The sequence below is a fragment of the Streptomyces sp. NPDC030143 genome, assembly GCF_055573695.1.
Genome location: NZ_JBVIAY010000007.1, coordinates 184,716 through 199,078 on the forward strand (window position 1 = coordinate 184,716; position 14,363 = coordinate 199,078).

At 72.5% G+C, this 14,363-nt stretch carries 13 protein-coding genes; 9 read left to right on the forward strand and 4 right to left on the reverse strand.

Features of this window, described 5'->3' with window-relative positions:
- Positions 1–57: 57 nt before the first annotated feature.
- Genes ACZ4YY_RS15185 through ACZ4YY_RS15195 form a run of 3 tightly spaced genes read left to right on the forward strand, consistent with a single transcriptional unit; the run spans position 58 to position 3,618 of the window.
- The gene (locus tag ACZ4YY_RS15185) at positions 58–243 is read left to right on the forward strand and encodes a DUF397 domain-containing protein (RefSeq protein ID WP_468289067.1); all 186 of its coding nucleotides are present in this window, start codon (positions 58–60) and stop codon (positions 241–243) included.
- Positions 244–251: 8 nt separating this feature from the next.
- A complete protein-coding gene (locus tag ACZ4YY_RS15190) occupies positions 252–437 on the forward strand; it encodes a DUF397 domain-containing protein (protein ID WP_468289069.1) in 186 nt (61 codons plus the stop codon).
- Positions 438–492: 55 nt separating this feature from the next.
- Positions 493–3,618: a sacsin N-terminal ATP-binding-like domain-containing protein gene (locus ACZ4YY_RS15195; protein ID WP_468289072.1), complete on the forward strand. Its 3,126-nt coding sequence runs from the start codon at positions 493–495 to the stop codon at positions 3,616–3,618.
- A 191-nt stretch (positions 3,619–3,809) separates the two neighbouring features.
- Here ACZ4YY_RS15195 and ACZ4YY_RS15200 read toward each other — a convergent pair whose 3' ends face one another.
- Both ACZ4YY_RS15200 and ACZ4YY_RS15205 read right to left on the reverse strand, forming a co-directional pair.
- The gene (locus ACZ4YY_RS15200) at positions 3,810–6,179 is read right to left on the reverse strand and encodes an HAD-IC family P-type ATPase (protein ID WP_468289074.1); all 2,370 of its coding nucleotides are present in this window, start codon (positions 6,177–6,179) and stop codon (positions 3,810–3,812) included.
- A gap of 88 nt (positions 6,180–6,267) precedes the next feature.
- A complete protein-coding gene (locus tag ACZ4YY_RS15205) occupies positions 6,268–6,519 on the reverse strand; it encodes a DUF2530 domain-containing protein (RefSeq protein WP_468289077.1) in 252 nt (83 codons plus the stop codon).
- A gap of 113 nt (positions 6,520–6,632) precedes the next feature.
- Here ACZ4YY_RS15205 and ACZ4YY_RS15210 point away from each other — a divergent pair, with 113 nt between their 5' ends.
- Complete coding sequence (locus ACZ4YY_RS15210; RefSeq protein ID WP_468289079.1) at positions 6,633–8,084, forward strand: NCS2 family permease; 1,452 nt, start codon at positions 6,633–6,635, stop codon at positions 8,082–8,084.
- A gap of 57 nt (positions 8,085–8,141) precedes the next feature.
- Here the strand turns inward: ACZ4YY_RS15210 and ACZ4YY_RS15215 are convergent, their stop codons facing one another.
- Positions 8,142–8,324 carry a ribbon-helix-helix protein, CopG family gene (locus ACZ4YY_RS15215; RefSeq protein WP_468289081.1) on the reverse strand — a complete coding sequence of 61 codons (183 nt, stop codon included), beginning with the start codon at positions 8,322–8,324 and terminating at the stop codon, positions 8,142–8,144.
- Between the two features lie 149 nt (positions 8,325–8,473).
- On the opposite strand from ACZ4YY_RS15215, the gene ACZ4YY_RS15220 reads away from it, so the two are divergent.
- From ACZ4YY_RS15220 to ACZ4YY_RS15235, 4 genes are all read left to right on the forward strand, one after another.
- Positions 8,474–8,911 (forward strand): MarR family winged helix-turn-helix transcriptional regulator, encoded by a 438-nt coding sequence (locus tag ACZ4YY_RS15220; protein WP_468289084.1) that lies wholly within the window; start codon positions 8,474–8,476, stop codon positions 8,909–8,911.
- 26 nt (positions 8,912–8,937) lie between these two features.
- Positions 8,938–10,299, forward strand: a complete 1,362-nt coding sequence (locus tag ACZ4YY_RS15225) for an MFS transporter (protein WP_468289087.1) — start codon at positions 8,938–8,940, stop codon at positions 10,297–10,299.
- A gap of 116 nt (positions 10,300–10,415) precedes the next feature.
- Positions 10,416–10,988, forward strand: a complete 573-nt coding sequence (thpR, locus tag ACZ4YY_RS15230) for an RNA 2',3'-cyclic phosphodiesterase (protein WP_468289090.1) — start codon at positions 10,416–10,418, stop codon at positions 10,986–10,988.
- 595 nt (positions 10,989–11,583) lie between these two features.
- Positions 11,584–11,979, forward strand: coding sequence for a hypothetical protein (locus tag ACZ4YY_RS15235; RefSeq protein WP_468289490.1), 396 nt, complete (start codon positions 11,584–11,586; stop codon positions 11,977–11,979).
- Positions 11,980–12,169: 190 nt separating this feature from the next.
- Here ACZ4YY_RS15235 and ACZ4YY_RS15240 read toward each other — a convergent pair whose 3' ends face one another.
- Complete coding sequence (locus ACZ4YY_RS15240) at positions 12,170–12,793, reverse strand: TetR/AcrR family transcriptional regulator (RefSeq protein ID WP_468289093.1); 624 nt, start codon at positions 12,791–12,793, stop codon at positions 12,170–12,172.
- A gap of 121 nt (positions 12,794–12,914) precedes the next feature.
- Here ACZ4YY_RS15240 and ACZ4YY_RS15245 point away from each other — a divergent pair, with 121 nt between their 5' ends.
- Positions 12,915–14,108, forward strand: coding sequence for an FAD-dependent monooxygenase (locus tag ACZ4YY_RS15245; protein ID WP_468289096.1), 1,194 nt, complete (start codon positions 12,915–12,917; stop codon positions 14,106–14,108).
- Positions 14,109–14,363: the final 255 nt, after the last annotated feature.

A 14,363-nucleotide genomic window follows, 5' to 3' on the forward strand; every position in this document is an offset into this window, starting at 1 on the left:
CGCCTCCGGCGCCTGGGCGGCGTTCGTCCCTTACGCCTCCGAGGACTGACGGCGAACATGACCGATCCGGCGTGGTTCAAGAGCAGCTACAGCAGCGGCCCCGACGGCGAGTCGTGCGTGGAGGTCGCCACCGCCCCCGCCACCGTTCTCGTCCGCGATTCCAAGAATCCGGCCGACGGCCCCCGCCTGGCCTTCGCCTCCGGCGCCTGGGCGGCGTTCGTCCCTTACGCCTCCGAGGACTGACGGCGAACATGACCGATCCGGCGTGGTTCAAGAGCAGCTACAGCAGCAGCAGCGAAGGCGACTCCTGCGTGGAGGTCGCCACCGCCCCCGCCACCGTTCTCGTCCGCGACTCCAAGAACCCCGCCGACGCCCCCCGCCTCACCCTCGCCCCCGTGGCCTGGTCCCAGTTCGTCGCGTACGCCCGCGGGCGCTGACCCCCTTCACCGCGCGATACCTTCTCCTCACGCCGACGGAGAGAGGGAAACCGACGTGAGCAAGTTCGTGCGGCCTGCGCCCGAGGGCGCGGACCCCTTCGGCACCGCCCGTCTGCGCCGCGGAGTCCTGGACGCCTGGGCGACCAGTCCCGCCCGGTTCCGCGAGGACGCCAACGCCGAGGAGGATCTCGTCCTCGGCGGCTACCGGGACCGTCTCGTCGTCGAGCTCGCGCAGAACGCCGCCGACGCGGCGGCGCGGGCGGGCGTCCCCGGGCGGCTGCGGCTCACCCTGCGCGAGGGCGTCCTCGTCGCCGCGAACACCGGCGCGCCGCTGGACGCGGCCGGTGTCGAGTCGCTCGCCACCCTCCGCGCGTCCGCGAAGCGCGACACGCACCAGTCGGCGGTGGGAAGGTTCGGCGTCGGTTTCGCCGCCGTCCTCGCCGTGACCGACGAGCCCGCCGTGGTGGGCCGGCACGGCGGGGTGCGCTGGTCGCTGGCCGAGGCCCGGGTGCTGGCCTCCGAGACCGCCCGGCACAGCCCGGGGCTGGGCGACGAGATCCGCCGCCGCGACGGGCACGTGCCGCTGCTGCGGCTGCCGTTCGCCGCCGAGGGCACCGCCCCGGACCCCTACGACACGGCCGTCATCCTGCCGCTGCGCGACCCGGCCGCCGCCGACCTCGCCGAGCGGCTCCTCACCGCCGTCGACGACGCTCTGCTCCTCGCCCTGCCGGGCCTGGAGGAGGTCGTGGTCGAGGTGCACGACCGGGCGCCGCGCACCCTGCGCCGGGGCACGGACGGCGGGCTGACCGTGGTGGAGGACTCCCAGGAGGGCACCACCCGGTGGCGCATCGCCGCCGCGCACGGACCGCTCACCGCCGACCTGCTCGCCGACCGGCCGGTGGAGGAGCGACTGCGGCCCCACTGGTCGGTCACCTGGGCCGTGCCGGTGGAGGCCGACGGGGCGCCCGCCCGGCCCCGCACCAGCGCCGTCGTGCACGCGCCCACCCCCAGTGACGAGCCGCTCGGCGTGCCCGCCCTGCTCATCGCCTCGCTCCCGCTGGACACCACCCGCCGGCACGCCGCGCCCGGGCCGCTGACCGACTTCCTCGTGCAGCGCGCCGCCGACGCCTACGCCGGGCTGCTCGCCGACTGGCGGCCGGTGGGGACCGGGATCATCGACCTCGTACCGGGTGCGCTGGGCAAGGGCGAGCTGGACGGCTCCCTGCGCCGGGCCATCCTGGAACGGCTGCCCCGCACGGCCTTCCTGCCCCCGGCCGCCGAGCCGGCGCAGGGCGAGGACGGCGAACTGCCCGAGGCGCTGCGGCCCCGGGACGCGGAGGTCGTGGAGGGGGCGGGCGCCGACACCGTACGCGTGCTGGCGGAGGTCCTCCCCACGCTGCTGCCCGCCGGTCTCGAACGCCGGGTCGAGCTGCGCACCCTCGGCGTGGCCCGGATCCCGCTCGCCGACGCGATCGACCGGCTGGCCGGGCTGGAGAAGGACCCGGACTGGTGGCACCGCCTCTACGAGAGCCTCGCGGGCGTCGACCCGGACCGGCTGACTGGGCTGCCCGTGCCCCTCGCCGACGGCCGTACGACGATCGGCCCCCGTCAGGTGCTGCTGCCCGGCCCGGACACGGCGAGCGTCGACCCGGACGTCCTCGCCCGGCTCGGCCTCAAGGTCGCCCACCCGGACGCCGCGCACCAGCTGCTGGAGAAGCTCGGCGCGCTGCCCGCGACCCCGCGCGCCGTGCTGACCACCCCGCAGGTGCGGGCGGCCGTCGCCGCGTCCCTGGACGACGACGCGGGCGCCTGGGACGAGGACACCCCCGACGCGGACGAACTCGCCGACACCGTCCTCGCGCTGGTCCGCGACGCGGGTCTGGAACCCGGCGACGAGCCGTGGCTGGGCGCGCTCGCGCTGCCCGACGACGAGGGCGAACTCGCCCCGGCCGGTGAACTCCTGCTCCCCGGCAGCCCCTTCGCGCAGGTCGTCCGGGACGGCGAACTCGCCGCCGTGGACGACGAGCTGGCCGCCAGGTGGGGCGAGCAGCCGCTCGCGGCCTGCGGCGTCCTCGCGAACTTCGCGCTGGTGCGCGCCACCGACGTCGTCCTCGACCCGGACGAGCTGGAACCCCGCGAGGGCGACTTCGCCGAACCCGACGACGCGGGACTGCTCGACGCCGTCGACGTCTGGTGCGAGGACATCCTCGACCGGTTCCCCGACTCGCCCGTCCCGCCCGTCGCGACGGAGCTCGTCGCGGTCCGCGACCTCGACCTCGTCGACGACGACCGCTGGCCGCAGGCCCTCGCGCTGCTCGCCCAGCCCCCGCTGCGCGACGCCCTCACCCAGCCGGTGCGCGTCCTGCTGCCCGACGGCACCCACGAGGTCGTCCGGCCCTACACCGCCTGGTGGCTGCGCGGACACCCGGTGCTCGACGGCCGCCGCCCGGCCGGCCTCCTCGCCGCCGGCGGCGACCCGCTGCTGCGCGGCCTGTACGACGAGGCCGACGCCACCGGCTTCGACGACGAGCAGGTGCTGCGGGCCCTCGGCGTGCGGACGTCCGTGGCCGCGCTGCTCGCCGAGCCCGGCGGCGGCGCCGAACTGCTGGACCGCCTCGCCGACCCGGAGCGTCCCGTCACCGCCGCGCAACTGCACGGCCTGTACGGCGCGCTGGCGGACCTGGACCCCGAGCAGGTGACCCTGCCGGACGAGCTGCGGGCCGTGGTCGACGGGCGGGTGGAGGTCGTCGACGCGGGCGACGCCGTCGTCGTCGACTCGCCCGACCTGCTGCCGTTCACCGAGGGCGTGCCGCTGCTGCCGGTCCGGCCGTCGCGGGCCGCCGAACTCGCGGAGCTGTTCCAGGTGCGGCGGCTGAGCGAGTCGGTGACGGGAGAGGTGGACTCCGAGGGCACCGAGCACGACGTGCCGGAGCCGGTGCGGGTGCTGCTCGGGGCGCGCACGCCGGACACCTACGTCGAGCACGGGGAACTCGTCGTCGACGGCGTGGAGATCGACTGGCGGCTGACCGACGACGGCGTTCTGCACGCCGCGACCCTGGAGGGCGTCGCCGCAGGTCTCGCCTGGGCGGCCGGCCAGTGGCCGCGCCGCTTCGAGGTGGCGGCCCTCTTGGAGGACCCGTCCCGCACCCGGGAACTGGCCCGCGACCGCTGGTTCGACTGACCCACCTCCCCCCGCGCCCCGCAAAGGGGCGCGGGGAACGGCCTGACCGGCCACCGACACCCCGCACCCCGACCGTTTCCAGGGGCGCGGGGACTGCGCGAGGCGCCCACCGACCACCCGCACCCGACCGCTCCCAGGGGCGCGGGGAACCGCGCGCCGGCCTCCGGCCACCCGCAGGGAAGCGCGTAGCGTCAGGTGGCCACCCGGTCCACCCGCCTCCACACCAGCTCCAGCACCGCCGCCGCCACCGCCGCGATCCCGACGGCGATCCACGGCATCGTCACCCCCACCAGCCGCAGCGCGAAGAAGTCCTGCAACCAGGGCACCACCAGCACCACCAGGAAGCCCGCCCCCATCGCGGCCACCAGCGCGACGCGCCACCACGTGTAGGGGCGGGCGATGATCGCCAGCACCCACATCGAGATCAGGAAGAGCGTGAGGGTCGCGACGCTGGTCTCCGCGTCCAGCGCGTCCGGCCCCGTGTAGTGGTGGCGGGCGATCAGGTACGTCACGAACGTGGCCGTCGCCGCCAGCACCCCGCCGGGGATCGAGTACCGCATCACCCGCCGGACGAAGTGGGGGCGGGCCCGTTCCCGGTTGGGGGCGAGGGCGAGGAAGAACGCCGGGACGCCGATGGTGAGCGTGGACAGCAGCGTCAGGTGCCGGGGCAGGAAGGGGTACTCCACCTGCCAGCACACCACCAGCAGCGCCAGCAGCACCGAGTAGACCGTCTTCACCAGGAAGAGCGTCGCCACCCGGGTGATGTTGCCGATGACCCGCCGCCCCTCCGCCACCACCGACGGCAGGGTCGCGAAGCTGTTGTTCAGCAGCACGATCTGCGCGACCGCCCGGGTCGCCTCGGAGCCCGATCCCATCGCGACGCCGATGTCCGCGTCCTTCAGGGCCAGGACGTCGTTGACGCCGTCGCCGGTCATCGCGACGGTGTGTCCGCGGGACTGGAGGGCGCCGACCATGTCCCGCTTCTGCTGCGGGGTGACCCGCCCGAACACCGTGGCCTCGTCGAGGGCCGCGCCCATGCCGTCCCGGTCGGCGGGCAGCCGGCGTGCGTCGACCGTCCGGGCGTCCAGGCCGAGCTTGGCGGCCACCGCCCCCACCGACACCGCGTTGTCGCCGGAGAGGACCTTGGCGTGGACGTTCTGGTCGCCGAAGTAGCGCAGCGTCTCGGCGGCGTCGGGGCGCAGCCGCTGCTCCAGGACGACGAGGGCGGTGGCGCGGGCGCCGCGGGCGACCTCGGCGTCGTCGAGGTCGCGGACGGCCCGGGCGAGCAGCAGCACCCGCAGGCCCCGCTCGTTGAGCCGCTCGGTCTCGGCCAGGGCGGGGTCGTCCTCGGTCAGCAGCACGTCCGGGGCGCCGAGCAGCCAGGTGCTGGTCTCGCCGTCGCCCTCGTCGAAGGTGGCGCCGCTGTACTTGCGGGCGGAGGAGAAGGGGAGGGACCCGGTGCGGCGCCAGTCCTCGGCCACCGGGTAGGCGTCGATGATCGCCTGGAGGGAGGCGTTGGGGCGCGGGTCGGACCCGCCGAGCGCTCCGAGCACCCGGCGCACGTAGCGGGTGTCGGCGCCGTCGAGGGGGCGGACTTCGGTGACGTCCATGCCGCCCTCGGTGAGGGTGCCGGTCTTGTCCAGGCAGACGGTGTCCACGCGGGCGAGGCCCTCGATGGCGGGCAGTTCCTGCACCAGGCACTGCTGGCGGCCGAGGCGGACGACGCCGATGGCGAAGGCGACGGAGGTGAGCAGGACGAGCCCCTCGGGGACCATCGGCACGATGCCGCCGACCGTGCGGGCCACGGAGTCCTTGAGGTCGTTGTCCTTGACGAACAACTGGGTGACGACCAGCCCGATCGCCGCCGGGACCATCATCCACGTCACGTACTTGAGGATCGTCGAGATGCCGGAGCGCAGCTCGGAGTGGACGAGGGTGAAGCGGGAGGCCTCCTCGGCGAGCTGGGCGGCGTAGGCCTCGCGGCCGACCTTGGTGGCGCGGAAGGCGCCGCCGCCGGCGACGACGAAACTGCCGGACATGACCTGGTCGCCGGGGCGTTTGACGACGGGGTCGGCCTCACCGGTGAGCAGCGACTCGTCGATCTCCAGCCCGTCGGCCTCGACGCACACCCCGTCGACGACGATCTTGTCCCCCGGGCCGATCTCCATGATGTCGTCGAGGACGAGGTCCCCGGTGCCGACCTCCACGGCGGCGCCGTCCCGCCGGACGGTCGGGCGGGCCTCGCCGATCACCGCGAGCGAGTCGAGGGTCTTCTTCGCCCGCCACTCCTGGACGATGCCGATGCCGGTGTTGGCGAGGATGACGAACCCGAACAGACTGTCCTGGATGGGGGCGACCGCCAGCATGATCACCCACAGCACGCCGATGATCGCGTTGAACCGGGTGAAGACGTTCGCCCGGACGATCTCGCCGACGGAACGGCTGCTGCGGACGGGGACGTCGTTGACCTGACCGCGCGCCACGCGGTCCGCGACCTCGGCCGCGGTGAGACCGGTCGCGACGAGGGCCGGGGCGGGGGCGGCGGCGTCGGTGTGGGTCATGGAATCGACGGTACGTGCGGATTCTCACCTTCACCCGCCGGAGACCCGAAAGATCCGACCTGGGGAGGACGGCCGTCGTGCCGCGGTACTACTCGGTCGCGGCCGAGCGCTTGATCGCCGCGTCCCTGCGGCGGACGTACCAGATGCCGATGAGCCCGAGCCCGGCGCCGGCGAGGCAGGTCCACAGCCACCACAGGTGCCCGTGGTCGTCGAACCAGCCGTAGAAGGGCAGCTGGACGAGGAAGAGGACGAACCAGAGGATCGTGCCGCCGGTGATGGTGGCGACCACGGGGCCTTCCAGGGGCTCCGGCGCCTCGTGCTTGGGGGTCCACTTCTCCATGGGGGACAGCCTACGAGGCGATCAGGTCTACGCGCGGAGATGGTGTCCCGTACATTTATGTGTTCATACTCAAACCGTTTGTCTTTTACCCTTTCTGTTCGTAGGAATCGCCAATGTCCTCCTCGGCCACCGCCAAGGCCCCCGCGCCCCGGGAGTCCGGCAGTACGCCCGCGCCCGGCGCGCTCGACCGCTACTTCCGGATCTCCGAGCGGGGCAGCACCCTCGCCCGCGAGGTTCGCGGCGGTCTCGCCACCTTCTTCGCGATGGCCTACATCATCGTGCTGAACCCGATCATCCTCGGCAGCGCGAAGGACATGTACGGGCACCAGCTGGACAACGGCCAGCTCGTCACCGCCACGTGTGTGACCGCCGCGTTCACCACTCTCCTCATGGGCGTCATCGGCAACGTGCCGATCGCGCTCGCCGCCGGTCTCGGCGTGAACTCCGTCGTCGCCCTCCAGCTCGCGCCCCGCATGGCGTGGGCGGACGCGATGGGCATGGTCGTGCTGGCAGGCCTCGTGGTGATGCTGCTGGTCGCCACCGGGCTGCGCGAGCGGGTCATGAACGCGGTGCCCTTCGGGCTGCGCAAGGCGATCTCCATCGGCATCGGCCTGTTCATCATGCTGATCGGCCTCGTCGACTCCGGCTTCGTCAGCCGCATCCCCGACGCCGCCCACACCACCGTCCCGCTCCAGCTCGGCGGTGACGGCCACCTAACCGGCTGGCCGGTTCTCGTGTTCGTCCTGGGCGCTTTGCTCACGCTCGCGCTGATCGTGCGCAGGGTGCCCGGCGCGATCCTCGTCTCGATCGTCGCGATGACCGCGCTCGCGATGGTCGTCAACGCCGTCGCCGACGTGCCGAGCTGGGGTCTGACCACGCCGGAGTGGCCGGGCAACCCCGTCGCCACCCCCGACTTCGGGCTGATCGGAGAGGTCAGCCTCTTCGGCGGGTTCGGCAAGGTCGGCGCGCTGACCGGTGTCCTCTTCGTCTTCACGGTCCTGCTGTCGTGCTTCTTCGACGCGATGGGCACGATCATGGGCGTCAGCGACGAGGCCAAACTCACCGACGCACAGGGGCAGATGCCCGGCATCAACAAGGTGCTCCTCGTCGACGGTCTCGCCGTCGCCGCCGGCGGCGCCAGCTCCTCCTCCGCCACCACCGCGTTCGTGGAGTCCACGGCCGGCGTCGGCGAGGGCGCCCGCACCGGCTTCGCGAACCTCGTCACCGGCGGCCTCTTCGCCGTCGCGCTGTTCCTGACCCCGGTCGCCACGATGGTCCCGTCCCAGGCCGCCACCCCGGCGCTGCTCGCGGTCGGCTTCCTGATCCTGGCGAACTCGGTCAAGGAGATCGACTGGGCGGACCACACGATCGCCGTCCCCGCCTTCGTGACGATGGTGATGATGCCGTTCACCTACTCGATCACCAACGGCATCGGCATGGGCTTCATCACCTTCGCGGTGCTGCGTCTGGCGGCCGGGCGCGGCCGGGAGGTCCCGGTCCCCATGTACGTGGTCGCGGCCGTGTTCGCCTTCTACTACCTGATGCCGGCCCTCGGCCTGACCTGAGGGCCCGAGGGTCTCGTGCTCGGGCTCGGGCTCGGGTGAGCCTGGCGTCCCACGGGGTCAGGTGAGCCCGTAGAACTTGTCCGTCTCCTCGACGGCGGTCTGGAACCGCTCGTCGAAGTCATCGCGAATGAGCGTCTGGACGACATAGTCCTGGACGCTCATTCCCCTTTTGGCGGCGTGGTGCCGGAGCCGTTCGAGCAGCTCGTGGTCTATCCGCAGGCTGAGCACGCTGGTCCCCATGGGACGAGGGTCCCGGGCCGGCCCGCACGACGGTCACGTTCCGCCGCCGACTCACTCGTTCGGGTGAGAAGGCGTGTCCGTGACGAGGGTTACGGGAATCCCGGGGCAGCCCAGTTTGTTTAGCCAGGGTAATGAGTTACGCTAAAGAGATGCTGGACCTTATGCATGGCGACGACGCTGCCGCCGTGAACTCGCTGCGATCCGCCGTGATGCGGCTGTCCCGTCGGCTCAAGCACCAACGGGTCGACGAATCGCTGAGCCCGACCGAGATGTCGGTCCTCGGCACCCTCTCCCTCTGCGGAAGCGCCACCCCGGGCGAGCTCGCCCGCAAGGAGCACGTGCAGCCGCCGTCGATGACCCGCATCGTCGCGCTGCTGGAGGCCAAGGGCCTGGTCCGGCTGGAGCCGCACCCGGAGGACCGGCGCCAGAAGGTCGTCACCAAGACCGAGCAGGCCGAGGCCATGCTCGAGGAGAGCCGCCGCAAGCGGAACGCGTTCCTGGCCACCCTGGTCGAGGGACTCGACGAGGACGAGTGGGCGAAACTGCGCGCCGCCGCCCCCGTGCTGGAGAAGCTCGCACACCTGTAAGGCCGTTTCACGAGGAGGCGAACCCTTTGAGTTCGGGACCCGGAGCAGACTCCGCCCCCGCGCCGACCACCCCCGACACCCCGCCCGCCCCCGACACCCCCCGCGCGTCCTCGATGTTCAGCTCGCTGAAGGTCAGGAACTACCGGCTGTTCTTCGCCGGCCAGGTCGTCTCCAACATCGGCACCTGGATGCAGCGCATCGCCCAGGACTGGCTGGTGCTCAGCCTCACCGGCTCCGCCACCGCCGTCGGTGTGACGACGGCCCTGCAGTTCCTGCCCATGCTGCTGTTCGGCCTCTACGGCGGCGTCCTCGTCGACCGCCTCCCCAAGCGCCGCGCGCTGCTCTTCACCCAGACGTCGATGGCCCTCACCGGCATCGCCCTCGCGCTGCTCACCCTCACCGGTCACGTCGAGGTCTGGCACGTCTACGTCGCCGCGTTCGCCGTCGGCCTCGCCACCGTCGTCGACAACCCGGCCCGCCAGTCCTTCGTCTCCGAGATGGTCGGCCCCGACCAGCTCCAGAACGCGGTCAGCCTGAACTCCGCGAACTTCCAGTCCGCCCGGCTGGTCGGCCCCGCCGTCGCCGGCCTGATGATCACCGGCGTGGGCACCGGCTGGGCGTTCCTCGCCAACGGCCTGTCCTTCGTCGCGCCCATCGTCGGCCTGCTGCTGATGCGCGCCCGCGACCTGCACGTCGTCGAGCGCGCCCCGCGCGGCAAGGGCCAGCTGCGGGAGGGACTGCGCTATGTCGCCGGGCGGCCGGAGCTGATCTGGCCGATCGTCCTGGTCGGCTTCGTCGGCACCTTCGGCTTCAACTTCCCCGTCTACCTCTCCGCCTTCGCCGACGACGTCTTCCGCGCCGGCGCCGGCTCCTACAGCCTCTTCAACACCCTGATGGCGGTCGGCTCCCTGGTCGGCGCGCTGCTGGCGGCCCGGCGCGGCACGGCCAGGATGCGGGTGATGATCGTGGCGGCGGTCGCCTTCGGCGTGATGGAACTGGTCGCGGCGGGCGCGCCCTCGCTGTGGCTGTTCGCCCTGCTCATGGCCCCGATCGGCATGTTCGGCATGACGGTCAACGTCACCGCCAACACCAGCGTCCAGATGGCCACCGACCCCGCCGTGCGCGGCCGCGTGATGGCCCTCTACATGATGGTCTTCATGGGCGGCGCCCCGATCGGCGCCCCGATCGCCGGCTGGATCACGGACGCGTACGGCGTCCGCGCCGGCCTGGCGGTGGGCGGCGCCGTCTCCGCCGTCGCGGCCGGTGTCATCGGCCTGGCCCTCGCCCGTGTCGGCGGCCTGCGCCTGTCACTGGGCTGGCACCGCGGCCACCCCACCGTCCGCTTCGTGCCGCGCGAGCGACGGGAGAAACTGACGGCGGCGGCGTGACCGGCCGGGGCGACCGGCCGGCGGCAGGTCGTCGGGGCCGCCTTCTCCGACGGTGATCTCCATGACCGCCGTCATGCCGGGCGTGGCCCTCCCTCGGGCGCGGGAAGATCGGCGTCATGAGACTCTTCGCCGCCGTCCTGCCACCCGAGGACGTCATCCGTGAACTGGCCGTCGAAGTGGCCGAGCTGAGGAAGCTGCCCGGTGCGGACGGGCTGCGCTGGACCGGCCGTCCCGGCTGGCACCTCACCCTCGCCTTCTACGGAGAGGTCGACGACGACGTCGTCCCCGAGCTGTCGGCGCGGCTGGAGCGGGCCGCGCGGCGCAGTGCGCCCTTCGCGCTGGCACTGCGCGGCGGCGGGCAGTTCGGGCACGGGCGGGCGCTGTGGACGGGCGCGCGCGGCGATCTGCCGGCGCTGCGGATGCTGGCCGAGCGCAGCGAGGCGGCGGCGCGGAAGGCGGGCGTGGAGATGGGCGAGCACCGCCGCTACAAGGCCCACCTGACACTGGCCCGCAGCCGGGACGCCGTGGACGTCCGGCCGTACGTCGAGGCGCTGGACGCCTTCGCCGGGCGGACGTGGACGGTGGGCGAGCTGGTGCTGGTGCGCAGCCGCCTGCCGGTTTCCGGGGTGCCGGGGGAGCAGCCGCGTTACGACCCGGTCGGCCGATGGGCGTTCGGCGGGGCCGGTTAGGCTCGAGGCGTGGACCCGAAAACGCGGAACCGGATCATGGCCGGTGTGCTGGTGCTGATGTTCGTCGTGGTGGCGGTGGGAGCGGCGCTCGGAAGGTAGCCAGTGCCTCCGGCGGTGGGGTGGGTGCCGGCGTTCACACCCCAGGTCGAGGAGCGCGGCGAACGCCGCCGAGGACTGCTGGGGGACGACGCCGTTGCCGAGGATCTGGAGCTGCTGTCCGCGCGTCAGGCCGGGAACGCCGGTGACGCGTCCGGGAGGCAGGCCCATGAGCCACTCGACCCACCGGGCGCTGACGCGCGGGCTGCCCAAGGCCGATCTCGGTGGGCGGGGGAGCGGCCCGGCCGGTCACGTCCTCCCGGCGCCCGATGCCGGGGAGGTACTCGCCCCACCAGGAAGCGGGGGAGTGAGGACCGTCGATCTCGGGCTCGGGCTTGCGGCCCGGTGCGAAGACGGCTTGCGGCCATGGCGGTCGGTACGCCGCCCCTTCGTGAAGACGCGAAGACGTACTTCAGTCAGGCGAGCGCCGCTGCCCCTGGTCGGCCGATGTCGCCTGATCTCCTGACAGATGGGAGCTGAGTCCGGTAGACGTGTGTACGTGACTGACTCCACGCCCTGCGAGCCCGCCCCCGAGGACAGCAAGCCCACGTCCTTCACCGAGAAGGCGAAGGGGTTGTACCAGAAGCACAGGGAGAAGATCCATGCCGTCGGCGGCGTGGTCGTCAGTGCGGCCCTGACTGTCGCAGTCGCCCGCCTCATGGAAGGGCGGGAGGCGGAAGGCGCCGACGATCAGGGGCCGTCCCTCCCTCCCGACGTCGCGAGCGAGCCCCGTCAGTCCTCCCCCGATCCTGACCGCGACCCCTTTCTCCGAAGACTCCCTTCCGGTCAGCGCGCCAGCGAGGAGGCCAGGGCGCGGTACAGGGAACTGACAGGGGGCGAGCTGCCCGATGGTTACACCGTGGTGCGCCGCTGGATGTACGGAAAGGCGGCCTGAGCACCTGGACGGAGCCGCCGCGGCCTCCCGTTCCTGTGCAGTGCCGACGGATGCGCTGCAGAACACTCCGACGTACGGCAGGAGGGAATCGCGTGCCCCAGGTCGGTCGTGTCGGCCGACTCGGCCCACCGCTCGACCACAGCCCGCCCGGGGGTTCTCACGTCGGGTGCCGCTCATTCATGTCGGCCGGTCAGCCGGTGCTCGGCGGGGGTCCGGCCAGGCCGTGCAGTAGCAGGGCGGTGAGGGTGTCGACGATCTCCTCGTCGGTTACCTGCGGGCCGCCTTCCCCCGCGGTGATGACGGCGTAGCCGAGCATCGAGACCATCGCCCCCATGGCCGCGGCGACGAGCTCGGGGTCGCCCGGGAGCGGGTGACCCCGTCGGCGGAGCCACTCCAGGTGGTCGCGGAGGGTGCCCGTCTCCCCGGTCAGGCTCGCCCAGGCGCGGCCCTCGCCGGGCGGGCCGGCGAAGTTCGTCTGAATCAGGGCCGCGACCACCGGCAGATGGTCGCGGATCACCCGCCAGGTGACGGCCAGATGCTCGCGCAACTGCCTGCCGTCGGTCAGATCGTGGTCGGCCGGGTGGCCGTCCGCGCCGATCTCCGCGTCGGCCTGCGTGCCCATGTCCTGCATCAGCGCTTGGAGCAGGGCGTTCTTGTCCGCGAAATGGGCGTAGAAGGAGCCGGTGGCGCGACCGGCCTCGCGGGTGATGTCGGTGATCTTCGTGTCGAGGTAACCGCGCTCGGCGAACAGCCGCCGCGCCGCCTCTTTCAGTGCCGCCTCGGTCCCGGCGGCCTGCTCCCTGCGTACGCCCATGCCCCCGGCGCTCCTCTTCCGCTTGACGTGTCGCTCTCGCCCCCATCATAGTGAACCGCAGTTCGATGAATCTAAATTCACTGAACATAGATTCATGGAGTCGGGAGATCAGGGAGGGCACATGACTGCCATCGTCATAGGCGGCGGAGTGGCCGGAGCAGCCGGCGCGATCGCACTGCGGCGCATCGGTGTGGAGGTCACGGTCTACGAGGCGTACGCCGACCCAGCCGGTCAGGTGGGCTCGTTCCTGAGTCTGGCGTCCAACGGCCTGCGGGTGCTGCGCTCCCTTGGCGTGCTGGAGCAGGTTCGGGGGGCCGGGATCGACGTGCCGGGCCAGCGCATGTGGTCGAGCTCGGGCAAGCTCCTGGGTGATGTGCCGCGGGGTCGGCTGAGCGGCGACGAGCTGCACAGCGTGACCCTGATGCGGGGCACGCTGGTCGCGTCGCTGCGCGCGGAGGCGCTGGCGGCCGGGGCGCGCATCGTCACCGGTGAGCGCCTGGTGGACGCGGTCACCACCGAGGCAGGGATACGGGCGGTCTTCGCGAGCGGCCGTACGGCGGAGGCGTCCCTGCTCGTCGGCGCCGACGGCATCTGGTCGGCCACCCGGTCACTGCTCGACCCGCACGCGCCCATCCCCGAGTACGCCGGCCTCTACAGCATCTCGGGCATCGCCGAAGGCATCGAGACCGACCCTGGTGTCTTCAACATGACCTTCACCCGCAACGGCGCCTTCATCCACCTCGCCGCCCCCGGCGGCAAGGTCTGGTGGTCGGCCCAGGTCGCCTGCCCCGCACAGCCGGATCTCGCCCTCACGGACGCGCAATGGCTGCACCGCCTCGGCGAACTGCACCGGCACGAACAACTGCCGACCGCGATCCTCAAGGCCACCACCGAACTGCACCGCCCGACCCTGATGCACAAACTCGACGCGGTCCCGGTCCGCCACAACGACCGCATCGCACTCCTCGGCGACGCCGGACACCCCGTCGGCGCGGGCCAGGGCGCGTCGATGGCCCTGGAGGACGCACTCGTCCTGGCCCAGTCACTGGCCGCGGAGCCCTCGGTGGCGGCCGCCCTCTCGGCGTACGAAGCCGCCCGCTCGGCCCGTGTCGCCAAGATGGTCAAGGCCGCCTCGGACAACCGCGACGCCAAGACGGCAGGCCCGCTCACCCGGCGGATACGCGACCTGGTGATGCCGCTGGCGGTCCGCCTCTTCTACGAGAAGGCCACAGCCTGGCTCTACACCCACGACTGCGGCGAACTGCTGACCATCCGGACGGATGGAGACTCCCGGGCCCGTGGCTCACGACTCTGACCTTCGCGGGGGGTTGATCGCGCTGCTTGTGCCACGTCCTCGGTGGCGCGCCGCGGGCGGGGAACAGCCAGGGGCCCAAGGTCGAGGCGCTTGTCCTTCTCCTGCCGGAAGGTGCCGTACGGATCGACATTCGACCAACAGCGCGGTCAGCCCGCGCTGGTGATTGTCACTCAGCTTCCGCACGCGCCATTGCCGTTGCCCGTGAGACGGGTGAGTGCCGAAGGCTCGGACATGCCAAATCCCCTTGCTACCGCC

Coding starts and splice junctions, on each gene's coding strand:
- ACZ4YY_RS15245 (WP_468289096.1), top strand. CDS start 12,915: ATGACTGCCATCGTCATAGGCGGCGGAGTGGCCGGAGCAGCCGGCGCG.
- ACZ4YY_RS15220 (WP_468289084.1), top strand. CDS start 8,474: ATGCTGGACCTTATGCATGGCGACGACGCTGCCGCCGTGAACTCGCTG.
- ACZ4YY_RS15185 (WP_468289067.1), top strand. CDS start 58: ATGACCGATCCGGCGTGGTTCAAGAGCAGCTACAGCAGCGGCCCCGAC.
- ACZ4YY_RS15205 (WP_468289077.1), bottom strand. CDS start 6,519: ATGGAGAAGTGGACCCCCAAGCACGAGGCGCCGGAGCCCCTGGAAGGC.
- ACZ4YY_RS15190 (WP_468289069.1), top strand. CDS start 252: ATGACCGATCCGGCGTGGTTCAAGAGCAGCTACAGCAGCAGCAGCGAA.
- ACZ4YY_RS15210 (WP_468289079.1), top strand. CDS start 6,633: ATGTCCTCCTCGGCCACCGCCAAGGCCCCCGCGCCCCGGGAGTCCGGC.
- ACZ4YY_RS15200 (WP_468289074.1), bottom strand. CDS start 6,179: ATGACCCACACCGACGCCGCCGCCCCCGCCCCGGCCCTCGTCGCGACC.
- thpR (WP_468289090.1), top strand. CDS start 10,416: ATGAGACTCTTCGCCGCCGTCCTGCCACCCGAGGACGTCATCCGTGAA.
- ACZ4YY_RS15215 (WP_468289081.1), bottom strand. CDS start 8,324: ATGGGGACCAGCGTGCTCAGCCTGCGGATAGACCACGAGCTGCTCGAA.
- ACZ4YY_RS15240 (WP_468289093.1), bottom strand. CDS start 12,793: ATGGGCGTACGCAGGGAGCAGGCCGCCGGGACCGAGGCGGCACTGAAA.